Genomic DNA, 23,038 nt, shown 5'->3' on the forward strand with positions numbered 1-23,038 from the left:
ACGCGCAGGCCGTCCGTCGCGGGCGCCACTCGGTCCGGAGCAATCCACCCCTGTCCGGGAGGACCACTTCACATGGCCAAGATCATCGCGTTCGACGAGGAGGCACGGCGCGGTCTCGAGCGCGGGATGAACCAGCTCGCCGACGCCGTCAAGGTCACCCTCGGCCCCAAGGGCCGTAACGTCGTCCTCGAGAAGAAGTGGGGCGCGCCCACGATCACCAACGATGGTGTTTCCATCGCCAAGGAGATCGAGCTCGAGGACCCGTACGAGAAGATCGGTGCGGAGCTGGTCAAGGAGGTCGCCAAGAAGACGGACGACGTCGCCGGCGACGGTACGACCACCGCCACCGTTCTCGCCCAGGCGCTCGTCCGCGAGGGTCTGCGCAACGTCGCCGCCGGTGCCAACCCGATGGCCCTCAAGCGCGGTATCGAGAAGGCCGTCGAGGCCGTCTCCGCCGCTCTGCTGGAGCAGGCCAAGGACGTGGAGACCAAGGAGCAGATCGCTTCGACCGCCTCCATCTCCGCCGCCGACACCGAGATCGGCGCCAAGATCGCCGAGGCGATGGACAAGGTCGGCAAGGAAGGCGTCATCACCGTCGAGGAGTCCCAGACCTTCGGTCTGGAGCTGGAGCTCACCGAGGGTATGCGCTTCGACAAGGGCTACATCTCGGCGTACTTCGCCACCGACATGGAGCGTATGGAGGCGTCGCTCGACGACCCGTACATCCTGATCGTCAACTCGAAGATCGGCAGCGTCAAGGACCTGATCCCGCTGCTGGAGAAGGTCATGCAGTCGGGCAAGCCCCTGCTGATCATCGCCGAGGACGTCGAGGGCGAGGCGCTCTCCACCCTGGTCGTCAACAAGATCAAGGGCACGTTCAAGTCCGTCGCCGTCAAGGCCCCGGGCTTCGGCGACCGCCGCAAGGCCATGCTCGCGGACATCGCCATCCTCACCGGTGGCACCGTGATCTCCGAGGAGGTCGGTCTCAAGCTGGAGAACGCCGGCCTGGACCTGCTCGGCCGCGCCCGCAAGGTCGTCATCACCAAGGACGAGACGACGATCGTCGACGGCGCCGGTGACAGCGACCAGGTTCAGGGTCGCGTCAACCAGATCCGTGCCGAGATCGAGAACTCCGACTCGGACTACGACCGCGAGAAGCTCCAGGAGCGCCTCGCGAAGCTGGCCGGCGGCGTGGCCGTCATCAAGGCCGGCGCCGCCACCGAGGTGGAGCTCAAGGAGCGCAAGCACCGCATCGAGGACGCGGTGCGCAACGCCAAGGCCGCCGTCGAGGAGGGCATCGTCGCCGGTGGTGGCGTGGCTCTGCTCCAGGCCTCGGCCGTCTTCGAGAAGCTCGACCTCACGGGCGACGAGGCGACCGGCGCCAACGCCGTGAAGCTCGCGCTGGAGGCCCCGCTCAAGCAGATCGCCGTCAACGGTGGTCTTGAGGGTGGCGTCGTCGTGGAGAAGGTCCGCAACCTGCCGATCGGTCACGGCCTCAACGCCGCGACCGGCGAGTACGTCGACATGATCGCCGAGGGCATTCTCGACCCGGCGAAGGTCACGCGCTCGGCCCTGCAGAACGCCGCGTCCATCGCCGCGCTGTTCCTCACCACCGAGGCCGTCATCGCCGACAAGCCCGAGAAGGCCGGCGCGGCCGCTCCGGGCGGCATGCCGGGCGGTGACATGGACTTCTGATCGGTTCCGGCTCGCGCCGGCCGATCGAGGTTCCGCGTACGCCGAGTACGTCCCGTACGACGCGGGCGCAGGTACGTCCCACAGGGGCGGCATCTCCTTCACGGAGGTGCCGCCCCTGTGGCGTGTCCGGCGACAATGGGGTGAGGACGCGATCGTGCGGACACGGGGGGCGGGACGGGCATGAGGGTGAGCGCTGCGGGGAGAACGGGCGGCCGAGGACGGCTCAAGGGGGTCGCGCTCGTCGTGGGCGGGGCCGTGCTGTTCGCGGTGGGGCTGCTCGTCGTGGTGACCGGGACGGGCCTCTCCGGCGCCCTCGGCATGCGGGTGGAGACCTTCGGCCGTATCGACTGCCACGACGCCCGCACCGAGAAGGGCCGGACCGTCTGGCACTGCTTCGGCGAGAGCGAGGCCCAGCGGCGCGCCAACAAGGCCGAGCGCGACCGGGTGGCCCACGAGGCCCTGCGCGCCCATGTGGACGGCGTGCCCCGGCCCGCGGAGATCGGCCGCAGCAGGATCCTCTTCGCCGACCACGACGGCCGGACCGACCCCGAAACGATCACCGCGACCCAGGTGTTCGACGGCGGACGCTGGTACGCCCACTCCTCGATGCTCGTCGGCTACGGCATGATCCCGCTGCTCCTGGGCGCGGGAACGGCGGTCTGGGGCGGCTACCGGCTGCGCGCGGGGTAGCGGACAGGGGCGAGCGGGCCCTCGGCGTGGCCGAATGACTACTTGCCGTGGCCACGCCCGTACGGCAGTGCGTTGCGGCGCACCCCTACCGAGGGCGGTGGCGCGCCCGCGGGATCCGGGGTAGTGCGGTCGCGGGGCCGCGCAGGGGCCCGCTCGCGGCTGGTTCACCGGTTCCCGGGGCCGGTGTTCCCTCTCGTGCCAGCTCACTGCCCGGTCCGGCGACCGGGTGCGGCCAGTGGTCCAGTCCACCGGGCCGTCTCGACCGGATGGGTGTGCGACTGCACACGACGGCCGTCGGGCCGATCGGCCCCGGGCGGAGATGTCCCGGACCGGCCCGTCACGCACCTTGCCGTTCGCGCTATCCAGCCAACTTCATGCGATAAGTCGGAATCATGCGTACCGGTTTAACGGCCGGACATGATGGCTCTGGTGTTCGCATGACGAACACCAGTCGCATCAATAACTCCCGTTATGCAGCAGCCATGTGGGCATAACGGTCGTCAACCACGCAGAAGGGAAGGTGTCATGAAGCCGCAGAAGCAGCAGAAGAAGGCTTACGTGAAGCCGTCGATGTTCCAGCAGGGCGACTTCTCGAAGAAGACCGCCGGCTACTTCGTCGGCTCGTACAAGGAGTACTGGAGCCGGCGGATCATCTGATCCGCCGATCCGTTTCCTGTGCACCGCGTGAGAACTTCCGAAAGGTGAAGATGCCCGGCCAGTTGCGTGACTACTTCGTCGTCCTGCCGGACAGCGCGGCGGGAGCGGCAGCGGCCGGGCGGCTTCCCGTACCGGGAGCGGCTGCCGGGCGGTCCGCCGCGCCGGACGCCACCGGGCCCGCCCGGGAGGCGGGCGACACCGTGACCGTCGCCCACTCCTCGGGCCGGCCCTGGGTCGTCGCCCGTACGCTGGTCCGCCGGGTCAGCCATGTCACCCGGGGCGAGGACGCCCTCGTCCTCATCGGCCCGGACCGCGTCCCCGACGCCGTGCTCGCCGGGATCCTGGAGGGCGCCCGCGACCGGACCGGCCTGGAGCGCCGCCTCGCCCGGCTGCCCGGCCTCTACCACGTGGTCGCCCGGCTGTCCGGGCAGAGCTGGATCCGGGGCACCGCCACCGGGCTCCGCCGGATCTACCACGCCCGGCACCCGGCGGCCGGAACCATCGCCTCCGACCGCCCCGCCGTCCTGGCCCGCCTGATCGACGCGCCCCTGGACGACGGCGCGCTGGCGCTGCGGCTGCTGGACTTCCTGCCGCACCCCCTGAGCCACCGCCCGGTGTGGCGGGGCGTCCACGAGACCGGTGCCGGGCACGGCCTGGCCCTGCCCGCCGCAGCACCGGGCACGGCCGCCGTCCCCGGCCCCACGGAGCACCGCTGGTGGGAGCCGCCCCCCGGTGAACTGCCCCTGGCGGAGGGGGCCCGCAGGGTCGGGGAGGCCATCGCGGCCTCCGTACGGGCCCATGTCGGCGGCCTGGACCGGATCAGCTGCGAGCTCTCCGGCGGACTGGACTCCACCGCCCTCGCCTTCGCCGCCCGCGAGGCCGGCCCCGCGTCGCTGTCCCTGCTGACGGTGGCCGCCCGGGACCGCTACAGCGAGGACGAGACCTGGGCGCGCAGAGCGGTCGAGGCGGCAGGCGGCACGCCCGCGACAGCCGGAGGCCACGGGACCGCGACGGCCGGGGGCCACGGGACCGCGACGGCCCCGAACGGCCACACCGCCCCCGCACCCGCCCCAGCCCTGGACCACCACATCATCCCCGCCGGCGACGCCCCCTACTTCTACGCCGATCTCGCTTCCACCGCCGCCGAGTTGAACGACGAACCGCTCCCCGTCGCCCCGGGCCGGGCCCGCGCGGAACTGCTCCTCGCCCGCGCCCGCGCCACCGGCTCCCGCTACCACCTCACCGGCTACGGCGGCGACGAGATCTTCCTCGGCCTGCCCCACGCCTACCAGGACCTCTTCCACGGCAACCCGTTCACCGCCTGGAGCCACCTCGGCGGCCTGCGCCACCAGCTCGGCTGGCCGCTCCTGCCCACGGTGAAGGCCCTGTTCGACCGTTCGGCGTTCCCCCGCTGGCTCGCCGGGGCGGTCACCGCCGCACCCCAGCCGGTCGCCCGGACCCCGCTGTTCTCCTGGGGCGTACGGCAGTCCCTGCACCCCTGGCTGACAGAGCACGCGACCACCCTGATCGCCGAGGAGGTCCGGGCCGCCGCCGAGCACGCCGAACCGATCGACCCGTGGCGGGGACGGCACGTCGACATCGACGGCGTACGGATGGGAGCCCGGCACTTCCAGGCCATGGAGGACATCGGCATGACGATCGGGCTGCCGGTCGCCGCGCCCCTCTACGACGACCGGATCCTGGAGGCGACCCTCGCCGTACGCCTGCCGGAGCGCATCAGCCCCTGGCGCTACAAACCGCTGCTCGTCGAGGCGATGCGCGGGGTGGTGCCGGACGCGCTGCTGGCCCGGACGACGAAGGACCACATGGCCTCCGACGAACACCAGGGCCTGCGCGAACACGCCCCGGAACTCACCGAGTTGTGGACCGGCTCCCGGCTCGCCGAACGCGGCCTGGTCGACGCCCGCCAACTCCTCCGACTGGCGGCCGAACCCTTCTCGCCGGTCCTGGTCGAACACTCCATCAGCTCCACCGTGGCCGGGGAGACCTGGCTCCGCACGGCCGAGAACGCCTGGCCCGCACCCGGGCCGGCCCGTCACACCACCCCCAGCGAGGCATCCCTGTGAAGATCGGAAAAGGCATCGCCGTCACGACCACCGAGTACGGCGGCGTTCTCCTCGACGAGAAGAGCGGCAGCTACTGGCAGTTGAACGACACCGGCGTCATCGTCGTCGAGACCCTCGCGGCCGGCCGCGCCCCCGAGGCCGCCGTCGAGCGGATCGTCGCCGAGTTCGACGTCGAGCGGGCCGAGGCCGAGTCGGACGTGGCGGAGCTGACCCGCCGGCTCGTCGAGGCGAAGATCCTGCGCCCATGACCACCGAGATGACGATGCCCCGCCGGGGCGCCGGGGCGGGCGGGATACGGCTGCGCACCGCCATCGCCGCAGCCTTCGTCCTGGCCCGGCTCAAGCCCGGCCGGCTGCGCCGGACGCTCGCCCGGTGCGCCCGGGGCGCGCGCCCGGCCACGTACGCCGAGACGCTGGAGGTGCTGGAGGCGGTCACCGCCACCAGCCGCCGCTGCGCGAGCCGTTACGGCTGCCTGCCCCGCACGGTGGCCGTCGCCCTGGCGTGCCGGATGTCCGGCGTCTGGCCCGACTGGTGCGCGGGAGTGTGGGCGACCCCGCCGTTCTCCCCGCACGCCTGGGTGCTGGCGGAAGGCCGTACGGTCGGGGAACAGGCAGAGGCCGCCGATCTGCGTCCTTTGATGGTGGTGACGGTACGCGAGGGGGTCCAGGGTGAGCGCGGTGGCGGGGACGACGGCGGGGGCGGAACAGGCGGATCCGGGCCCGGGGCCGGGGAGACCGCCTGAGAGCACGGGGCGACCGGGGCCGGACACACCTCCGGACCGGACTGCGCCCGCCCCGGCCGCCGCGCCCGGCCCTTCCCCCCTCCGTCTGCTCCTGGCCCGGGTCCGTCCGCACCGGGGCGTCCTGATCCGGGCGGGCCTGCTCTCGTTCGCCGGGTCCGGGGCGGGCCTGGCGATGCCGCTGATGGCGAAGCACGCGGTGGACACGTTCGCCGACGGCCGCTCGCCCGTGGCCCCGCTCGTCGCCCTGACGGCGCTCGTGCTGGCCGGGGCCTGCCTCTCCGCGTACGGGAGCTTCCTCATGTCCCGTACGGGAGAGGGCGTCGTCCTGCGCGCACGCGACCAACTGGTCGGCCGCATCATGCGGTTGAAGGTCCCGGCAGTGGACCGGCTGACGCCCGGCGACCTCCAGTCACGGGTCACGAGCGACACGACCCTCCTCCGTACGGTGCTCTCCAGCGGACTCGTCGAGTCGTTCAACAGCGTCCTGATGCTGCTGGGCACGCTCGCCCTCATGGCGTACATGGACCTGACGCTGCTCGGCGTGACACTGGTGGTCGTCGTCGGCATCGGGGCCGTGACATCCCTGCTGATGCCGCGCATCCAGCGGGCGCAGCTCAAGGCGCAGGAGTCCGTGGGCGCGATGGGCGCGGCCCTGGACCGGGTGCTCCAGGCGTTCCGTACGGTCAAGGCGAGCGGGGCGGAGGAGCGGGAGACGGCGGCGGTCGCCGCGGCGGCGCGGCATGCGCACGACCGGGGCGTGGCGGTGGCGAAGTGGTCCTCGGTCACCGAGGTCACGATGACGATGTCGATCCAGCTGGCGTTCCTGGCGGTGCTGGGCGTCGGCGGCGCACGGGTCGCCTCCGGCTCGCTGGAGATCTCCTCGCTGATCGCGTTCCTGCTGTACCTCTTCTACCTGATAGGCCCGATCGGCGGCCTGGTCGAGGGCTGGACGGGCCTCCAGAGCGGGCTGGCGGCGGTGCGCCGGATCGACGAGGTGGAGTCGCTGCCGGGCGAACCGGCGCAGGAACCCGGCGCGTCGACGAAGGAGGACGGCGGCCCGCTCGGGGTCGGCTTCCAGGACGTGACCTTCGACTACGGCGACGAGCGCGCCCCCGCCCACCAGGGGGTGACGTTCGACGTGCCGGCCGGCGGGATGGTGGCGCTGGTGGGCCCGTCCGGGGCGGGCAAGTCGACGGTGTTCAGCCTGCTGGAGCGCTTCTACGACCACGAGGCCGGCACGATCACCGTGGGCGGCCGGGACATCCGCGACTGGCCGCTGGCCGAGCTGCGGGGCTCACTGGCGTACGTGGAGCAGGACGCGCCGGTGCTCGCCGGGACGCTGCGGGAGAACCTCCTCTTCGCCGCCCCGGACGCCGAGGAGAAGGAGCTGACGGCCGCGGTCGCCCGCACCCGGCTGGACGCCCTGGTCGAGCGGCTGCCGGAGGGCCTGGACACGGCGGTCGGCCACCGGGGCGTCACCCTCTCCGGCGGCGAACGCCAGCGCATCGCCATCGCCCGGGCCCTGCTGCGCCACCCCCGGCTGCTCCTCCTGGACGAGGTGACCTCGCAACTGGACGCGGTCAACGAGCAGGCGCTGCGCGATGTGATCCTCGAACTGGCCGAGCGGACGACGGTGCTGGTGATCGCGCACCGCCTGTCCACCGTCCGGCACGCGGACCGCATCGTGGTCCTGGAGGAGGGCCGGGTGCGCACGGCGGGCACGCACGAGGAGCTGATGGCCGGGGACGAGCTGTACCGCGAGCTGGCGACGACCCAGCTGGCGGCGGACGGGCGGTGAGGGGGCGGCCGGGGGCGCCCTCCGGTCGGCCGAGCCCTCGCCAGGGGCGGGCTGAGCGGCGGCTGAACCCTCGCCAGGGGCGTGCTCAAGCCGGCTGCGTGCCGCGCGACAGGCTGGGCGCCGACTGTGACGACCGTCACCCGGATGCGCGGTCGGCGCTGTAGACCGGATGCCCGACGGCAGGCGTATACCCGGTGAAGCGAAAGATCCGGGAGCAACTTTTGACCGTCGAGGAGTTCGAAGAGTTCTACGCCCAGGCGGTCGCACGTCTCACCGGCCAGTTGTACGTGATGACCGGCGACCTCCAGGAGGCGCAGGACGTCGTGCAGGAGGCGTTCGTCAAGGCGTGGGTCCGGCGGGGGCGGCTGGAGCGGGACGGGCAGCCCGAGGCGTGGATCCGTACGGTCGCCTGGCGGCTGGCGGTGAGCCGTTGGCGGTTCCGGCGGCGGTCGGCCGACGCGTGGGGCCGGGGGAGCGGTGGGGCGGAGCACGTCGCGCCGCCGGATCCGGACCACGTGGTCCTGGTCGACGCGCTGCGGGAGCTGCCCGCCCAGCAGCGGCGGACGCTGACCCTGCACTACCTGTGCGACCTCACGGTCGAGCAGATCGCCGGGGAGACCGGGCTTTCCACCAGCACCATCAAGACGCATCTGGTCCGTGGCCGGGCGGCGCTCGCCCACCGGCTGCGCGACCCCCGCATCGAGGAGGCTCCTGATGTCTGAACCGCGGGATCCGAAGGAGCCGCAGGATCCGTTGCGGTCCCTGTTCCGGGAGGCCGGTGAGTTCGGACAGGCCCGGACCGCCCCGGACACCGCGTCGAGCATCACCCGGCGCGGCATGCGCGCGCAGCGACGCCGGATGGCCGCCTTCGCGGTGGGGGTGTGCCTGGTCGTCGGCGGGGGCGGCGCGGTCGCGGTGGGCCTGCTGCCCGTGCGGCCGCAGCCGGTGGCCCCGGCCACGAGCCCGTCGCCCAGCTACCCCTCGCCCGTACCGTCGGAGGGCCTGCCCACCGAGCCGCCGTCACCGCCGCCGTCGCCGAGCACCACGGTGCCGGGGAGCGCGGGAACGGAGGGGGCGGAGGGGCCGTCGGGCCGGACCACCGAGCCGGGCGGGCCGCCCCCGCCGACGCGTACGAGCACGACGCCACCGACGGCATCGGCGACAACCGATGGGAGCGCGTCGACGCCCTGACGTCGCCGCACGGCCTCCCCCTTTCCCTTCCTTCCTTCCCCGCTTCCTCCTCCCCCTCCGTGCCCCGGCGGCTTTCCGGGCGATCCGGCGCGCCCCGACCTACCCGCGAGGCGTGCCCGAAAGGTGCCTGCGTTGTCCACGCTCTCCCCTGGGCTGCGGCCGTCTCCTGTCCGTCCTGCCCCCGAACCCGGGGAGCCCGAACCCCGACCTGCGGGGCCCCGGTTGGCCCGGTTCCGCCTGGCCCCCGCCGATCGCGGCATCCTGGGGCTCTATCTCCTGACCCGCGTCTCCCTGTGGATCACGGCCCACTGCGCCCGCTGGCTGTTTCCCGCGCAGTCCGGCGTACGGGAGGCGGCCCCGGTCCTGGCGCCGTTCCAGCAGTGGGACGCGAACCACTACCTCCACATAGCCCGCGACGGCTACTTCCCGGCGGGCGCGGGACCGTGGACGAGCGGCTGGGACAACCGGGAGGCGTTCTTTCCCGGCTACCCCCTTCTGCTCCGCGCCGTGCACACGGTGGTGCCCGACTGGACGACGGCCGGACTGCTGATCTCGTTCGTCGCGGGGGCCGTTGCCGTACTGGCCCTGGCCCGTGTCGCGCGGGCGTATCTGCCGGAGGAGGGGGCGGGCCACCGTACGGTCGTCCTCTTCCTGCTCTCGCCCTGCGCGGTGTTCCTGGCGGCGGGATACACGGAGGCGCTGTTCCTCGCGTTCGCGCTGCCCGCCTGGCTCGCGGCGATGAGGCACCGATGGGCGCTCGCCGCCGTACTGACCATGCTGGGGACGGCGGTGCGCGTCAGCGGCCTGTTCCTCGCGGCGGCGATCGGGCTGCTGCTCCTGCTGGCCGCACGTGAGGGCAGGGCCCGGTGGCGGGCGGCGGGCTGGACGCTGCTTCCGGCGCTGCCCCCGGCCGCGTACAGCTGGTATCTGCATGCGCACACCGGTGACTGGATGGCCTGGAAGCACGCGCAGGAACGCGGTTGGTACCGCACGTTCCACACCCCGTGGGAGGCGTGGGCGAACACCTGGGCCGGGGCGTTCGGCGGTACGCAGTCGACGGGTTACGCGTTCATGTTCCAGGCGGAGTTGGCGGCGATGGTGGTGGGGCTCGCCCTGGTGGCGCTGCTGGTGCGTCGCCGTCGCTGGCCGGAAGCGGTGTACGTGGTCCTCAGCCTGTGGGCGCTGGGAACGTCGTACTGGTACACGTCCGTCCCGCGCGCGACGCTGCTGTGGTGGCCGCTGTGGATCGGCCTGGCGGCGCTGAGCCTGCGCCGGCCGTGGTTCAGGACGGCGTACCTGTGCGTGGCGGCCCCGGTGACGACGCTCGTCGCGCTGACGTTCCTGACGGGGAGATGGGCGGGGTGATGAGGCGGGGGCCGGTCCATCTCCGGGGCGTGACGCACAGTCGGAACACGCGTACGGGTACGTGTTCGGGTGCGGGTGCGGGTCAGAGCGCGGCGAGCCGTTCCACCAGGAGGTCCAGTCGCTGTTCGGCGCCCTCCGGCAGGAGCCGCCCCGCCCGGGTCAGGGTGGCCAGCCCGTGCAGGGCCGACCAGAAGAGCTCGGTGAACAGCCCCGGGTGCACGCCTTCCCCGGCGACCTCGCCGAGCGTCTCCAGCAGTGCGGCGAAGGCGTCCTTCAGCGGCTCCGGGGTGTCCTCGCGCGCGAAGGCCAGGCCGCCGTCGAGCTGGAACAGGGCGTCGTAGACCGCCGGGTTCCGTTCGGCGAACTCCAGGTACGTGCGGGCGAGGGCGGCGACCCGGGCGCGGCGGTCGTCCGCGCCGGAGCCGGCGGCCCGTAGCGCAGCGGCCATCTCGGTGGCGCCTGCGAGGGCGACCGCGCCGATGATCTCGCGCTTGCCGCGGAAGTGGCTGTAGAGGACGGGCTGGCTGTACTCGATGCGCTCGGCGAGCCGGCGCGTGGTGACCGCGTCCCAGCCCTGCTGCTCGGCGAGTTCGCGAGCCGTCGCCACGATGAGGCGCTCGCGGTCCGCCCGTTTCCGTTCCTTGCGTTCCTGTACCGACATGCCTCGACCCTAGCATCGCTAGACAATCGAGCAGTGGCAGGTCTAGCGTTGCACTGTCATCTAGCGCCGCTAGATTCCGGGAGGGGTCATCATGCTCGACGTACTTGGGGTCGTCACCACCGTGATCGTCGGACTGTTGGTGGGGGTGGAGTTCTCCGTCGCCTTCGTCATCAACCGGATCCTCGACGCGCTCCCCGACGACAGTGCCCAGCTCGGGCGAAGCCACGGAGGCCGGATGCTGGGGGCGTTGATGCCGTTCTGGTACATCGGCTCACTTGCCCTGAGTGCGATCTGGGCCGTGGCGGGATGGGGGGAGAAGGGCGTCGGCCTGGTCATCGCGGCCGGCGCGCTGCTGCTCCTCAGTGTGGTCATGTCGCTTCTGCTGCTCGTCCCGATCAACGACCGGGGCAAGACGTGGACCCCGGAGGACCGGCCCGCGGACTGGAGGGAGCAGATGAACCGCTGGGACCGCTACCACTACGTCCGCGTGGCCGTCCTCATCGCCGCCTTCGTTTCGCTGGTCGCGGCGCTCGCCTGAGGGGCCGTTGACCGCTCCTACCGGCCGGCACTGAGCTTCTGTGCGATCCGGCCCAGCGTCGCGAGTTCCTCCCGTGACAGGCGGTCGACGAAGTGCCGTCGTACGGAGGTGACATGGGAGGGCGCGGCATCCCGCAGCACGTCCCAGCCCGCCGAGGTCAGGACGAGCAGGCAGCCCCGGCCGTCGGTGGGGTCGGGGGCGCGGCGGATGAGTTCGCGGGCCTCCATGCGGGAGGCGTGCCGGGACAGGCGGCTGCGCGACCAGCCCATCTTGGCGGCCTGTTCGTGCAGCGTGCTGGTGCCGTCCTCGCGCTCGGACAGGGTGCTGAGCACCTCGTAGTCCGGCTCGGACAGGCCGAGTGCGGCCAGGTCCTGTGCGACGCCGACCTGGACGGCGGTCACCATGCGGAGATACGCCCGCCAGGTGTGGTCCTCGTCGGAGGTGAGCCAGTTGGCCGGGGGAGCCGTCTCGTTCGTTGACATGTAACCAACCTACCGGCTCATTTCACTTCTCTGACAAGAAGCGCTGCGTACCCCGACCACGCTGCGGCCGGCCCCCCTGGGGGCGACCGTGGCGCCGCGGATCGCGGACGTGACGCAGGCCGACCGAGTGGCCCCCGAGGCGCGCCATGCGGATGCGGCGGCGTGAGCGTACGCGGTCACCGGCGCGACCCGCGATGACGCGGGGTCGAGCACAGCGTCACCCGAACCAGGGCGCGAACCGCTCCCACGGGGCTCCCGCCGCAGTGCGCCATCACGCCCGCGAGACTGACTTCCGCTGCTACTGACTGATGGGGCATCGCCAGAGAGTACCCGCACCTCAGACGGGTTTGAGGAGGTCGCGGAGGTTGGCCATGTGGGCTTTGACAGCGGCGATCTGGGTGGGGTCGGGGGATGCGGTGCTGCCGTGGGCGGTATGGGTCTGGCGGCAGGGGCGGCAGAGGCCGTCGGGGAGGGCTTCGGGCTGTCCGGGGCGGCCGCAGTCGGTGCATTCGACGAGGAGGCGTCGGGCGGGGGTGGGGGCGGGGGCGTCGGGTGGGGTGCTCGCGGTGGCCGGGATCCGGGGTGGCAGTTTGTCGGTGAGGCGGCGGCGGAGGAGTCCGACGGGGGAGTCGACCTGGGCGGGGAGTCCTGCGGTGAGGGTGCTGGTGAGGTAGTCGGTGGTGACGCCTCGTTCGAGCCATTGGGTGGCGAGGGGTTCGAGGGCGGCGCAGTCGTGGGCGGAGAGGGCCAGGCGGTGGTCGTCGCGGCCGAGGCGGGCGAGGGCGAGGTAGGCGGGGGAGGGGGCGGCTTCCCGGGTGGGTGCTGCGGGTTGGGCGTCCGGGGCCCGGGCCGGGGTCTGGTGCGGGGCCGGAGCCTGGGCCGGGGTCTGGTGCGGGGCCGGGGCTTGGTGCGGGGTGCGTTGGCGCGGTACGGGGGCGGGCTCGAAGGCCGGTCCGGCAGGCGGCGGACCCTGCGGCTCTGCGGGTGGCGGGGGTTCCTCGTCCGGGGCCCGGTGCGGCGGCGGAGCCGTGTCGGGGGCAGCCGCTGCGGGTGCGGGTGCGGGTGCGGGTACGGGTACGGGGGCGGAGGCGGGTGCTGCGGTCCGGGCGGCGGTTTCGGTGGCGAGGTAGACCGCCCACCATTCGTTGTCGCGTGCGGTGCGGGACCAGAAGGTGCGGAACACCCAGCGGGTTTCGTCGCCGGCGCCGACAGGGCACCGGATGCGCCGCAGATGTCCGGCGACGGAGAGGGCGTTGAGGGCGGTGGAGATGGCCTGTTGTCCGTAGAGGGGGAGTTGCTTGGCCAGGTGCTTGATGCTCATGGCGGCCCCGTCGGGGAGGCGGTCGACGAATCCGGCGACGTACCGCTCGCGCGTCGGCAGCAGGGCGAAGTCGTCGGGCGTTCGCGGCTGTTGGTCGGGCGCGGAGCGTTTGCCGTAGCCGGGCTTGGCCGTCGGGTATGCGGCGGAGACTGCGGGGACGGGCAGGGCGGAGCTAAGGTGCTGGGTAGCCACGGGATCGCCTTTCAAGCGGATCGATCTTGCGGTCAGACCCCGGCTCGGTCGGCGAAACCGTGTCGGGGTCGTTCATTTCTCGCACCGTAGGCGGCGGTCACGCTGTGCCGCAAGCTGTCACGATTAGTCATACCGGCTGGCCGTGACGGGGTGGGGAGGGCGGGGAGGTTTTCCCAACCCCCCTCTTCTACCGGCCGGTTGAAGAAGGCGCTCGAACCCCGGGTCTCGCATCCCGGTGCCCGGATCTCGGCACCCGAGCTTCGGGCCGGAGCCCCGTTCACGTACCCCCGGAAGAGTGACCTGCCCATCTCCGAAGCCCGGGTCTCGCGACCCGGGACACCATGCCGACCCGGCCCAGGAGTACCTGTGCTGTTGGATTTCGTGTGCAGAGTCGCCTGACCGGTGTCGTCGGTTGCGCGCAACTGCTCTGTCTCGATGAGGATCTGCAATTCTGCGCAATCGGTCGGCGACACTGCGCTATTCGCCGCATTCTGGATGCTCAGCCGGCTTAGAGGGAGGGCACTATGGCACGCCTCAGGTTCCTCGGTACCACCAGCGACGACGGGGACTGCCCCACGCTCTACGAGGTCGAGGGCACCACCGACATCGTCGTTCAGGGCGATCGCGTGACCGACCCCGAACAACTCGCGCAGCTCCGCGATGTGAAGGACAGCGAGACGGTCGTGCTGGTGCCACGTGACCTCCTGGTCCGCTTCGCCCCACGCACCACGGATTCCGCGATGGTGCCGTTCTCCGAGATCGCCTCGCTGTTCCGCGAGTTCAAACACACCGCGTTTCGGCTGGAGACGCGGCGCGGATACGCCTCCGACCGCAAGAGTCCGAAGTGGGAACGATGGAAAGGCGGAGCAGACGTCTCGACCGAGCCGGACAACGCCTGGCGTGAGAACGTCCGGGCACAGACAGCGCAAGAGAAGCGGTTCGAGCGGGTACGGCTGGTCGACCAGCCCTTGACCGAGGGGCAGCAGTTCCTTCTGGCCAGCGGTCACAGCAATGTGGCCGCCGGTGAGGACATCCGTAACCTGCCACGGGCCGATGCGGTCCGACTCGGCCTGCCGGACCACGACTTCTGGTTGTTCGACTCCCGGCTGGTCGCCCGGTTCGTGTTCGACGAGGACGACACGACCCTCGGCGTCGTCCTGAGTGAGGACCCGGCCGAGGTCGCTCTCGCCTGCCAGGCGCGAGACGCGGCCTGGCACCACGCGACGCGCACCGCGGAATTCGCCGAGGCGGTAGCTTCGACCGGGTGAGCACCGACTTCCAGACCGCCCGGGTCGCTCTCGGAGCGCGGCTCCGCGAGTTACGCAGCGAAGCCGGTCTCAACGGCAAGGGAGTGGCCGAGGCGCTCGGCTGGCAACGCTCGAAGGTCTCGCGCCTGGAGACGGGGAAGCAGACTCCCACCGTGAGTGACCTCATGGAGTGGTCCTGGGCGGTGGGGCGGCCCGACGCGGCAACCGAGCTACGGGGGCGACTCGTCGGATTGGAATCGCAGTACCGGTCGTGGCGTCGGCAGCTCGCCGGTGGTCATCGGGCACGTCAAGAACTGGCCGTGACCGTGACGACGTCTACGCGCCTCATTCGAGGTGTGGAGGTGTCCCGCATCCCGGGCCTGTTTCAGACTGCGGACTACGCGCGCCACACGTTCGAGGCGAACGCCGAGTTCCGCGGAATCCCTCGGGACATCGAGGCAGCGGTCCGGGCACGTCTGCGCCGTCAAGAGGCGTTGTACGAGGCCGGCAGGTTCTTCCGGTTCGTCGTGTGGGAAGCGGCGCTGTACGTACTGACGTGCCCCCGAGAGGTCATGGCCGCACAACTGGACCGCCTGGCCGGGCTGATCGGTCTGGACACCGTCGAGATCAGCGTCCCCCCCCTCGGTGCGCAACTGCGTCGTGCGCCGGGCCACGGGTTCTGGATCTACGACCGGCGTCGCGTGATCGTCGAGACGATCAATACCGAGATGTGGCTCGACGACGAGGAGAACGTCGCGCTGTATGAGCGTGCGTGGGATCTCATGGCCGAAGCCGCAGTCCGGGGGCCGCAGGCGCGGCGCTTGATCGGCCGCGCGCGGGCATCACTGGACTCGACTGAGCAACTGCGCCCAACATGACGACCGGGATTCGCAACCCGGCGCAATCGCCCAGCGCGTCCTCTCCGCAGCTCTCTAACGTGCTGGTCATGGCCACGCCGACGCGTGCCACTCCTGCCCACACCCGCCCGGAGGAAGAGCCATGAGTGCGCTGACCCTGCCCTCGCCGAGGTCCGAAGCTGCCTACCGCATACTCCTTGGCCACACCACGATCTGCGCCGCCTGTCGTGCAGGGGTCTCCTGTCCGGCGGCAGCACGGTTGGGACGGGCCTGGCGGGAGGCGCGCCGCGGATGAGGTGTTACGAGGAGAAGCGGGCCACGCACGAGGTTCCCGTCGGGGACGGGGCGGGGGCCTACTGCGTCGAGCGCGGGGTGACGTTGTTGTGGCGTGGTGATCCGATCACTGCGGCTGATGGGGCTGATTCTGCTGGAGGGGCGGTCGTTGCCCTGGACGCCCTGTCGGCGGGGCCGGATGGTCCGTGCGGCGTTGTCTGCCGCAGTGCGCAGGTGACGGACCTGGCCGACGTGCACGCCCTGTGCCGCCTGCCGGAGTGCGCCTGCCCGTGTCACGCGGTGGCCACCGCTCGCCGGAACACCTGATGACCCCTCAACTTGGGGCGCGGCCGCCCCGTAGGCCAGTCAGTGGTATCGAACAGAGGAGATGGACGATGACCGCTACCCCCGTTCCGGTTGAGGCCGGGAAGCATGGCGGGTCGCCGTCGGACAGGCCGTGGACTCCGCCGCAGGAGCCGAAGCCGTCGCCGGACGACAGCCGGCCCCAGTTCGTGTCGCAGTCGTGAGCGGCGTACCGCAGGCACCGACGTATCCGGACCTGGTGCGGGAGCTTGCTGATCGTGGGTTGTTCACGGGTCGGTGGCGGCAGGTCTTTGAGGCTGTGCCGCGCAGCCGGTTCGTGCCGGCCGAGGTCTGGCGACAACTCCCTGACCGGTGTGAGCCGGTGGTGGGGGCGGATGCGTGGCTGGCGTTGGTGAACAGTGATGAGCCGGTGGTGACGCAGCTCGACGACGGGGTCGGGGGTGGGCCGGGTGTGGCGACGTCGTCGAACTCGATGCCGTCGATGGTGGCCCGGATGCTCGGGCTGCTCGATGTCGAGGACGGGCAGCGGGTGCTGGAGATCGGTACCGGCACCGGGTACGTCGCCGCGCTGCTCTGCGAACGCCCCGGTGGCGATTTGGTCCACAGCGTGGAGCTGGATCCGGTCGTGGCGCGGCAGGCGGCCGGGGCCCTGGCCCGGTCCGGGTACCGGCCGCATCTGCGGGTCGGGGACGGTGAGCAGCCGTGGCCCGGCCTGGGCCTGGTGGACCGGCTGATCGCCACCTGCGCGCTGCGGTACGTCCCGTATGCGTTGCTGCGGCAGGTCCGGCCCGGCGGGATCGTTGTGGCCCCGCTGGCGCGGGGGTTCTGGTCGGGGGCGCTGGTCCGGCTCCGTGTCCGGGGTGACGGCACTGCGTCCGGTCCGTTCTGTGGCGGGGCGATGTACATGCCGATGCGTGCCCACCGGGTGCCCGACCTCCACGCCGTACGCGGAAATGGGCGGTGCCGGGCAGCCGGCCTGGACCCCGCCCGGCTCCTCGATCTCGGGTTCGCCCTGTACGCCGGAGCTCGGCTCCCCGGCGTCCGGCTCATCCACAAAGGCACCGACGGAGGCGTTCAGGTGTGGGTGACCCGTGAGGACGGAGCCGCAGCCACTGCCGCCACCGGTGAGGAGGTGTGGCAGTACGGGCCCGGGTTCCTGTGGGAGGAGATCGGGCAGGTCTGGTGGGAGTACGAAACGGAGGGCCGGCCCGACGCCGACCGGTTCGGGCTGACCGTGACCGACCGGGGGCAGCAGGTATGGCTGCGCGACCCGAGCGAGGTCATCCGGCCCGCCAGGGACCGGCTTGCGCGTCCCGGCGTCAGACGATCCGGGGGGTGACCTCGTCGCACTGGGGCGACCAGTGCGTGACGACCGGCTTGTCCACCGTGGGCGCCTCGGACCCCGCCCTTGCCGGGTCTGCTCTCGTCGCCGCCCTCGCCGCCCTCGCCGCTTTCGGTGCCCTCGGGGAGGCCGAGGAAGCCCGCGGTCGAGGTTGAGGGGGCCGCGGCACCGCTCCAGGACCTGCGCTCCCCGTAGTCGGCCGTCCTCGACGGACTCACCGACGCCGATCTCGATGCCGTCTCCACGCTGCCGTGGCAGACCCCACCGGACAACACCGTCGGACACGCGATCGCCTGGCTGAACGCCGAGCTGATGAAGAACGTCGCGGAGATCGGGCAGCTGCGCCTGATGCGCGCGGCTTCGCGGCACTGAGGGCGCGTGTGCCGCCGACTGTGCCGGTCATCGCCCTCGGCACCGGCGGCCGTCCCCGCCGCTCCACTCATGTGCGGCCACGACCAGGCAGACGGCCACCAGTACCACGTTCTTGACGACGTACTGCCCCTCCATCGTCGGGGCGGGCGAGTGGGGTTGCCACATAGCGTCCGGGAGGAGGAAGAGGGTCGAGAACACGCCGCCCATGTGGAGGAAGAACGCGACGAGCGCGGGGCGCAGCAGGCGACGGCCTGCGATCAGGCCGATGCCGATGGCCGTTTCGAGGGCTGCGAGGGAGAGCAGCAGCACGGTCTCCGGGACGAGGCCCAGGGTCATCTTCGTGGCTGTGTCCACGGCCAGTTGCTCCGCCGGGCTGGCCGAGGGGAACAGCTTCAGGACGCCGAAGCCGACGAAGACGATGCCGACCGTCGCCCGCAGCAGAGTGAGGGCGTGGGTGTCGACCAGCTCGGCGATCCGACGCGGAAATCGGGAGGCCGGAGGGCGGGCGGCTACCTCCAACTGGGGTTCGTTCGGCGGTGATTCGGGGTTTTCGCCGGCCGGGGGCAGGCTCGGCTCTACGGTGTGGCTGCTCATGTGCGATCTCCCGTGATGTCCGTGGGGGGTGGGAAAACGTGCATGGGTGGACCCGTGCGGCTTGTCGGGCACCTGGGGCGTCCGGGGGGGGCGAGGGGGGGGGTGCGTGGACCGTGCGGGGCCGGTGGGCGCCTGGAGGTGGGGCGGGAAGCAGGGCTGGGGCCGGTGCGTGATCGACGGGCCGACCGCCCTTGCTGCTTGGTCTAGACCATACGGACGGGGGTTGGGCGGTCGTCAAGAGGCGTGTTCCGCGGTGCCCGTCGTAGGGGGCGCAATCGCGCCATGTTGCTTCGGGGGGTGAAAGCGGTTGCTCGTGTGGTCGCCGTACGGGGTGGGATGAGGCTTCCGCAGTGCCCCGCCGGATTCGCCCTCGGTTCATCGAGGTGGCCGGGGCCTCGGCCATTCCCGGGCCCCGTGGTCGGCCGGGGCTGCTCCTCGCCCGTCTCCCGCCCCTCCTCGATCTTCCATCCGGCCGAAAGCCGCCCAGTCGATACCGGGGCGAATCGGGAGTCACGCAGGAGGGATCAGGGGCAGGGTCGGGCAGCGCCCGGCGTCCAGGGTCGGGCAGCGCTCGGCGTCCAGGGCCGGGCGGTGCCCGGTGTCGCGGGCCGGGTACGCGGCGGAGCCGGGCACGTCACCGTGTGCCCGGCTCCCTCCGCGGCCGCCTCTCGTCCTCAGCGCGTCAGCGTCTCGAAGCCGACCTCTCCGCAGTAGTTCACGGCGAGCCCCTCCGCCTCGGGATCGCTGTTCCCCGTCGCTGCCGCCGTCGCCTCGCCCAGACTGCGTCCGTGGCCGGCGGGCTCGTCCCGGAGCGGTCGCACGGCGAGGAGGACGTCCTCGGCGGCGGCGCCGACCTCGTCGTACTCGTTCGGATCCGGAGGGTCCTCCTCCGCGGCGTTCCGCGTCTTCTGCCAGCTACCGAGCTGCGTGCAGTAGTTCTCCCGGCGCTCCGACAGCCGCTGCTCATCCTGGCCGGACGCGGCGGAGCATCCCGTGCCCAGCACCACCAGAGCGACGACGGGAAGTGCTGCCCTGAGTATGCGTGCCATGTCGCCCCCGGTCCGGCTCTCACCTGTCACGAGGCGAGATCATCGCAGCCGAGGACCGCTTTCGTTACCCGCAGCCGGAGTGGGGCCCGGGACTGTGCACCGGTCCGGCTGCGGGTCCTTCGGCCAGCGATCAGCCCCGCTCCAGCCCGCCCCGCGCGACCACGTCCGCGTACCACCGCGCGCTGTCCTTCACCGTCCGGCGCTGCGACGCGAAGTCCACGTGCACGATGCCGAACCGCTTGCTGTAGCCGTACGCCCACTCGAAGTTGTCCAGCAGCGACCAGAGGAAGTAGCCCCGTACGTCGGCCCCGTCCTCGATCGCCCGGTGTACAGCCCTCAGGTGCCCGTCCAGGTACGCCACCCGCTCCGGGTCGTGCACCTCGCCCTCCGGGTCCGTGTAGTCGTCGTACGCCGCCCCGTTCTCCGTCACCATGACCGGCACGGACGGGAGTTCGTCACGCAGGCGGGTCAGCAGTTCGTACAGGCCGTCCGCGTCCACCGGCCAGTCCATCGCCGTGCGCGGGCCCGCCGCCGGGGTGAACGCCACGTGCTGCTCCGCGCCCGCCCACGGCGACGGGGACTCCGACGTACCCGCCGACACCACGCTCGGCGAGTAGTAGTTGATGCCCAGCGAGTCGATCGGCGTCGACGTGACCTCCAGGTCCCCGTCCTTCACGAACGACCAGTCCGTCACCGCCGCCGTGTCCGCCACCAGGTCCTGGGGCAGCCGCCCGTGGAACACCGGGTCCAGGAAGATCCGGTTCGCCACCGCGTCGATCCGGCGCACCGCGTCCCGGTCCGCCTCGGTGTCCGTCAGGGGGCGCAGGGCGTGGAGGTTCAGGGTGAGGGAGATCTCCGCCGTGTCCGGGAGGCGGTCCCGCAGGACCTTCGCCCCCGCACCGTGCGCCAGGTTCAGGTGATGGGCGGCGCGCAGGGCCGCCAGGTCGCTGGTCCGGCCCGGGGCGTGGACCCCGTTCCCGTACCCGAGAAACGCCGCGCACCAGGGCTCGTTGAGCGTCGTCCACGTCGACACCCGGTCGCCCAGCGCTCCCGCCACCAGGCCCGCGTACTCCGCGAACCGGTGGGCCGTGTCCCGCTCCGGCCAGCCGCCCGCGTCCTCCAGCTCCTGCGGCAGGTCCCAGTGGTAGAGCGTCGCCACCGGTCTGATCCCGGCCGCCAGCAGCTCGTCCACCAGGCGGCGGTAGAAGTCCAGGCCGCGCTCCACCGCCGGGCCCCGGCCGGTCGGCTGGACCCGGGGCCAGGAGACGGAGAACCGGTAGTCCGTGACGCCGAGTTCCTTCATCAGGCGTACGTCGTCCGGCATCCGGTGCAGATGGTCGGCGGCGATGTCACCGGTGTCGCCGTTGCGCACCTTGCCGGGCGTCCGGCTGAAGGTGTCCCAGATGGACGGCGTACGGCCGTCCTCGGCGGCCCCGCCCTCGATCTGGTACGCGGCGGTCGCCGTGCCCCACCGGAATCCGGCCGGGAAGCGGAGCACCGTACCGGTCTCGGGTCGGGCGTCTGGGGAGGTCGCCGGGCGGGCTTCATCGACAGCGGTCATGAGACGGACACTCCAGGGTGAGGGGGGACAGAGAAAGAGGGGGGCGGGCGGTCCGGTCAGCCCTTCACCGCGCCCTGCATGATGCCGCCGACGATCTGCCGGCCCAGCAGGCCGAACACCAGCAGCACCGGCAGCGTGCCGAGCAGCGTGCCGGCCATGATCACCGACTGGTCGTTGACGTAACCGCCGCCGAGCTGGCGCAGCGCGACCTGCACGGTCGGCTCCTGCGAGGACAGTGCGATGATCGGCCAGAAGAAGTCGTTCCACGCCGTCATGAACGTGAGCATCCCGAGCACCGCCATCCCCGGCCGGGCGATCGGGATCACGATCGACCAGAAGATGCGCGCGGTGGACGCGCCGTCCACCCGGGCCGCCTCGATCAGCTCGTCCGGCAGCGACTGCACCAGGTACTGGCGCATGAAGAAGACCCCGAAGGCCGAGACCAGACCCGGCAGGATCACCGCCTGGAGCTGGTTCACCCACTGGAGTTCGGCGATCAGCATGAACAGCGGGATCACCCCGAGCTGCGGCGGGATCATCATCGTCCCGATCGTCAGCGTCAGCAGCGCGTTGCGGCCCTTGAACTTCAGCTTGGCGAAGGCGAATCCGGCCAGCGTGCAGCACAGGACCGTGCCGATCGTGATCGAACCCGACACGATCAGCGAGTTCAGCAGAGCCTTGCCGATGTCCGCCTCTTCGAGGACCTGCTCGAAGTTCTTGATCAGGTTCGGGCCCGGCAGCAGGCTCGGCGGGACCTTCGCCATGTCCGCGTTGGACCGGCTGGCCGTGACGATCGTCCAGTAGAACGGGAACGCCGAGATGAGGAGGGCGAAGCCGAGGATCAGGTAGGAGAGCCAGCCGCCCTTCATCGTGCGGCCCGCGCCTCCCCGCCCGATCCGGCTGCCCGACGGGGGGGTCTGCGGCGGGTCGCCCTTCTCGGGCGCGGTCGGCGGTGCGGCGAGCGCGGTCATCGGCCGGCCTCCTTGCGTGCGCGGCGGCGCGCGATCAGGGCGTTGACCCCGACGAGCACCACGATGAGGACGAACATCACCCAGGCGATGGCCGCGGCCCGGCCCAGGTGGAAGAAGCCCCAGCCCTGCTCGTACATGTACAGGCCGAGGGTCTGGTACTGGTGCGAGATACCGCCCGAGATCGACCCCTCGAACAGCAGCGGCTCACCGAAGAGCTGCGTCGCGCCGATCGTCGAGATGATGACGGTGAAGACGATCGTGGGGCGCAGCCCGGGCAGCGTGACGTGGAGGAACTGCCGCCAGCGCGACGCCCCGTCCATCTCCGCCGCCTCGTACAGCTCGTGCGGGATCGACTGCATGCCCGCCAGGTAGATCAGCGCGTTGTATCCCGTCCACCGCCAGATCACGATCGTCGAGACCGCGATCTGCGAGGCCACCGTGCCCGTCTGCCAGTCCACCGGGTCGAAGCCGACCAGCCCGATCACATAGTTGATCAGCCCGAAGTCCTTGCCGAAGAGCTGTGCGAAGACGAGCGTGGCCGCGGCCACGGAGGTCGCGTACGGGAGGAGGATCGCGGTCCGGATGAAGGTCCGGCCGCGCAGCTTGTAGTTGAGCAGGTGCGCGAGGCCCAGCGCCATCGCGAGCTGCGGGACCGTCGACAGCACGCCGATCGTGAACGTGTTGCGCAGCGAGGTCCAGAAGTACTCGTCGGTGAACAGCGCCGTGTAGTTGGCGATGCCCCGCCACTCCATCTCGCCGCTCGTCTGGAGCTCGACCCGGTAGAGCGAGACGAACGCGGTGTAGAGGAGCGGGAAGAGGCCGAAGGCCAGGAAGAGGGTGAAGAAGGGGGCGATGTAGGCGTACGGGGAGGCCTTGCGCCAGGTGCGCCGGAGCGCGGCGCCCCGGCCGTCGTCGGGGCCGGGACCGGTTCCGGCGGGGCTGCGGGGCCCGGCCTTCGCGGTGGCGGTGAGGGACACGGTGCGGCCCTTCGGGGTCGGGGGGCGGGCTGGTACGGAGAGCGAGGAGTCG

General features: G+C 71.6%; 24 protein-coding genes and 1 pseudogene. 16 read left to right on the forward strand and 9 right to left on the reverse strand.

Features of this window, described 5'->3' with window-relative positions; genetic code table 11:
- Positions 1–72 precede the first annotated feature (72 nt).
- The 10 genes from groL (at position 73) to IE145_RS29065 (ending at position 10,225) form a co-directional block, all read left to right on the forward strand.
- Positions 73–1,695, forward strand: a complete 1,623-nt coding sequence (gene groL, locus IE145_RS29020) for a chaperonin GroEL (RefSeq protein WP_003967345.1) — start codon at positions 73–75, stop codon at positions 1,693–1,695.
- A 180-nt stretch (positions 1,696–1,875) separates the two neighbouring features.
- On the forward strand, positions 1,876–2,385 hold the full coding sequence (locus tag IE145_RS29025) for a hypothetical protein (RefSeq protein ID WP_229825932.1): 510 nt from the start codon (positions 1,876–1,878) through the stop codon (positions 2,383–2,385).
- A 525-nt stretch (positions 2,386–2,910) separates the two neighbouring features.
- Positions 2,911–3,042 (forward strand): keywimysin-related RiPP, encoded by a 132-nt coding sequence (locus tag IE145_RS29030; protein ID WP_107403431.1) that lies wholly within the window; start codon positions 2,911–2,913, stop codon positions 3,040–3,042.
- Positions 3,043–3,092: 50 nt separating this feature from the next.
- Entirely contained in the window at positions 3,093–5,129 is a 2,037-nt protein-coding gene (locus IE145_RS29035; RefSeq protein WP_189528401.1) for an asparagine synthase-related protein, read from the forward strand.
- Positions 5,126–5,377, forward strand: a complete 252-nt coding sequence (locus tag IE145_RS29040) for a lasso peptide biosynthesis PqqD family chaperone (RefSeq protein ID WP_189528402.1) — start codon at positions 5,126–5,128, stop codon at positions 5,375–5,377. The genes IE145_RS29035 and IE145_RS29040 overlap by 4 nt, the downstream gene beginning before the upstream one ends.
- A complete protein-coding gene (locus tag IE145_RS29045) occupies positions 5,374–5,871 on the forward strand; it encodes a lasso peptide biosynthesis B2 protein (RefSeq protein ID WP_189528403.1) in 498 nt (165 codons plus the stop codon). Before IE145_RS29040 ends, IE145_RS29045 begins: the two co-directional genes overlap by 4 nt.
- Positions 5,807–7,669: an ABC transporter ATP-binding protein gene (locus IE145_RS29050; RefSeq protein ID WP_373296647.1), complete on the forward strand. Its 1,863-nt coding sequence runs from the start codon at positions 5,807–5,809 to the stop codon at positions 7,667–7,669. Before IE145_RS29045 ends, IE145_RS29050 begins: the two co-directional genes overlap by 65 nt.
- Positions 7,670–7,890: 221 nt before the next feature.
- Positions 7,891–8,391: a SigE family RNA polymerase sigma factor gene (locus IE145_RS29055; RefSeq protein WP_065487879.1), complete on the forward strand. Its 501-nt coding sequence runs from the start codon at positions 7,891–7,893 to the stop codon at positions 8,389–8,391.
- Complete coding sequence (locus IE145_RS29060; protein WP_189528405.1) at positions 8,384–8,860, forward strand: hypothetical protein; 477 nt, start codon at positions 8,384–8,386, stop codon at positions 8,858–8,860. Before IE145_RS29055 ends, IE145_RS29060 begins: the two co-directional genes overlap by 8 nt.
- A gap of 132 nt (positions 8,861–8,992) precedes the next feature.
- Entirely contained in the window at positions 8,993–10,225 is a 1,233-nt protein-coding gene (locus IE145_RS29065; RefSeq protein WP_189528406.1) for a mannosyltransferase family protein, read from the forward strand.
- 82 nt (positions 10,226–10,307) lie between these two features.
- Here IE145_RS29065 and IE145_RS29070 read toward each other — a convergent pair whose 3' ends face one another.
- Positions 10,308–10,886 carry a TetR/AcrR family transcriptional regulator gene (locus IE145_RS29070; RefSeq protein WP_189528407.1) on the reverse strand — a complete coding sequence of 193 codons (579 nt, stop codon included), beginning with the start codon at positions 10,884–10,886 and terminating at the stop codon, positions 10,308–10,310.
- A 91-nt stretch (positions 10,887–10,977) separates the two neighbouring features.
- On the opposite strand from IE145_RS29070, the gene IE145_RS29075 reads away from it, so the two are divergent.
- Entirely contained in the window at positions 10,978–11,424 is a 447-nt protein-coding gene (locus IE145_RS29075) for an anthrone oxygenase family protein (protein WP_189528408.1), read from the forward strand.
- A gap of 17 nt (positions 11,425–11,441) precedes the next feature.
- Here IE145_RS29075 and IE145_RS29080 read toward each other — a convergent pair whose 3' ends face one another.
- Entirely contained in the window at positions 11,442–11,906 is a 465-nt protein-coding gene (locus tag IE145_RS29080) for a MarR family winged helix-turn-helix transcriptional regulator (protein WP_189528409.1), read from the reverse strand.
- Between the two features lie 337 nt (positions 11,907–12,243).
- Positions 12,244–13,419, reverse strand: a complete 1,176-nt coding sequence (locus tag IE145_RS29085; protein ID WP_189528410.1) for a MarR family transcriptional regulator — start codon at positions 13,417–13,419, stop codon at positions 12,244–12,246.
- A gap of 524 nt (positions 13,420–13,943) precedes the next feature.
- Here IE145_RS29085 and IE145_RS29090 point away from each other — a divergent pair.
- From IE145_RS29090 to IE145_RS33565, 5 genes and pseudogenes are all read left to right on the forward strand, one after another.
- Positions 13,944–14,687: a DUF6879 family protein gene (locus IE145_RS29090; protein WP_189528411.1), complete on the forward strand. Its 744-nt coding sequence runs from the start codon at positions 13,944–13,946 to the stop codon at positions 14,685–14,687.
- On the forward strand, positions 14,684–15,544 hold the full coding sequence (locus IE145_RS29095; RefSeq protein ID WP_189528412.1) for a helix-turn-helix domain-containing protein: 861 nt from the start codon (positions 14,684–14,686) through the stop codon (positions 15,542–15,544). The genes IE145_RS29090 and IE145_RS29095 overlap by 4 nt, the downstream gene beginning before the upstream one ends.
- A 775-nt stretch (positions 15,545–16,319) precedes the next feature.
- Complete coding sequence (locus tag IE145_RS29100) at positions 16,320–17,459, forward strand: methyltransferase domain-containing protein (protein WP_189528413.1); 1,140 nt, start codon at positions 16,320–16,322, stop codon at positions 17,457–17,459.
- The gene (locus IE145_RS29105; RefSeq protein ID WP_189528414.1) at positions 17,456–17,617 is read left to right on the forward strand and encodes a hypothetical protein; all 162 of its coding nucleotides are present in this window, start codon (positions 17,456–17,458) and stop codon (positions 17,615–17,617) included. Before IE145_RS29100 ends, IE145_RS29105 begins: the two co-directional genes overlap by 4 nt.
- Before the next feature lie 43 nt (positions 17,618–17,660).
- A pseudogene (locus IE145_RS33565) lies at positions 17,661–17,834 on the forward strand (DinB family protein); the annotation flags it as partial.
- Between the two features lie 27 nt (positions 17,835–17,861).
- Here IE145_RS33565 and IE145_RS29110 read toward each other — a convergent pair.
- From IE145_RS29110 to IE145_RS29130, 6 genes are all read right to left on the reverse strand, one after another.
- Entirely contained in the window at positions 17,862–18,428 is a 567-nt protein-coding gene (locus tag IE145_RS29110; RefSeq protein WP_189528415.1) for a DoxX family protein, read from the reverse strand.
- Between the two features lie 510 nt (positions 18,429–18,938).
- Positions 18,939–19,061 carry a hypothetical protein gene (locus IE145_RS33800; protein WP_268246827.1) on the reverse strand — a complete coding sequence of 41 codons (123 nt, stop codon included), beginning with the start codon at positions 19,059–19,061 and terminating at the stop codon, positions 18,939–18,941.
- Between the two features lie 41 nt (positions 19,062–19,102).
- The gene (locus IE145_RS29115; RefSeq protein ID WP_189528416.1) at positions 19,103–19,477 is read right to left on the reverse strand and encodes a hypothetical protein; all 375 of its coding nucleotides are present in this window, start codon (positions 19,475–19,477) and stop codon (positions 19,103–19,105) included.
- Positions 19,478–19,607: 130 nt separating this feature from the next.
- Positions 19,608–21,038: a GH1 family beta-glucosidase gene (locus IE145_RS29120; protein ID WP_189528417.1), complete on the reverse strand. Its 1,431-nt coding sequence runs from the start codon at positions 21,036–21,038 to the stop codon at positions 19,608–19,610.
- Positions 21,039–21,094: 56 nt separating this feature from the next.
- On the reverse strand, positions 21,095–22,009 hold the full coding sequence (locus IE145_RS29125; protein WP_189528418.1) for a carbohydrate ABC transporter permease: 915 nt from the start codon (positions 22,007–22,009) through the stop codon (positions 21,095–21,097).
- Positions 22,006–22,986: a carbohydrate ABC transporter permease gene (locus IE145_RS29130; RefSeq protein ID WP_032781992.1), complete on the reverse strand. Its 981-nt coding sequence runs from the start codon at positions 22,984–22,986 to the stop codon at positions 22,006–22,008. The genes IE145_RS29125 and IE145_RS29130 overlap by 4 nt, the downstream gene beginning before the upstream one ends.
- Positions 22,987–23,038: the final 52 nt, after the last annotated feature.

The sequence above is a fragment of the Streptomyces sindenensis genome (genome assembly GCF_014649035.1).
Classification (GTDB): domain Bacteria; phylum Actinomycetota; class Actinomycetes; order Streptomycetales; family Streptomycetaceae; genus Streptomyces; species Streptomyces sindenensis.

What these genes read in the sequence shown, in the direction of transcription:
- groL (WP_003967345.1), top strand. Translation starts at nt 73, where the DNA reads ATGGCCAAGATCATCGCGTTCGACGAGGAGGCACGGCGCGGTCTCGAG.
- IE145_RS29025 (WP_229825932.1), top strand. Translation starts at nt 1,876, where the DNA reads ATGAGGGTGAGCGCTGCGGGGAGAACGGGCGGCCGAGGACGGCTCAAG.
- IE145_RS29030 (WP_107403431.1), top strand. Translation starts at nt 2,911, where the DNA reads ATGAAGCCGCAGAAGCAGCAGAAGAAGGCTTACGTGAAGCCGTCGATG.
- IE145_RS29035 (WP_189528401.1), top strand. Translation starts at nt 3,093, where the DNA reads ATGCCCGGCCAGTTGCGTGACTACTTCGTCGTCCTGCCGGACAGCGCG.
- IE145_RS29045 (WP_189528403.1), top strand. Translation starts at nt 5,374, where the DNA reads ATGACCACCGAGATGACGATGCCCCGCCGGGGCGCCGGGGCGGGCGGG.
- IE145_RS29060 (WP_189528405.1), top strand. Translation starts at nt 8,384, where the DNA reads ATGTCTGAACCGCGGGATCCGAAGGAGCCGCAGGATCCGTTGCGGTCC.
- IE145_RS29070 (WP_189528407.1), bottom strand. Translation starts at nt 10,886, where the DNA reads ATGTCGGTACAGGAACGCAAGGAACGGAAACGGGCGGACCGCGAGCGC.
- IE145_RS29075 (WP_189528408.1), top strand. Translation starts at nt 10,978, where the DNA reads ATGCTCGACGTACTTGGGGTCGTCACCACCGTGATCGTCGGACTGTTG.
- IE145_RS29080 (WP_189528409.1), bottom strand. Translation starts at nt 11,906, where the DNA reads ATGTCAACGAACGAGACGGCTCCCCCGGCCAACTGGCTCACCTCCGAC.
- IE145_RS29090 (WP_189528411.1), top strand. Translation starts at nt 13,944, where the DNA reads ATGGCACGCCTCAGGTTCCTCGGTACCACCAGCGACGACGGGGACTGC.
- IE145_RS29110 (WP_189528415.1), bottom strand. Translation starts at nt 18,428, where the DNA reads ATGAGCAGCCACACCGTAGAGCCGAGCCTGCCCCCGGCCGGCGAAAAC.
- IE145_RS29115 (WP_189528416.1), bottom strand. Translation starts at nt 19,477, where the DNA reads ATGGCACGCATACTCAGGGCAGCACTTCCCGTCGTCGCTCTGGTGGTG.
- IE145_RS29120 (WP_189528417.1), bottom strand. Translation starts at nt 21,038, where the DNA reads ATGACCGCTGTCGATGAAGCCCGCCCGGCGACCTCCCCAGACGCCCGA.
- IE145_RS29125 (WP_189528418.1), bottom strand. Translation starts at nt 22,009, where the DNA reads ATGACCGCGCTCGCCGCACCGCCGACCGCGCCCGAGAAGGGCGACCCG.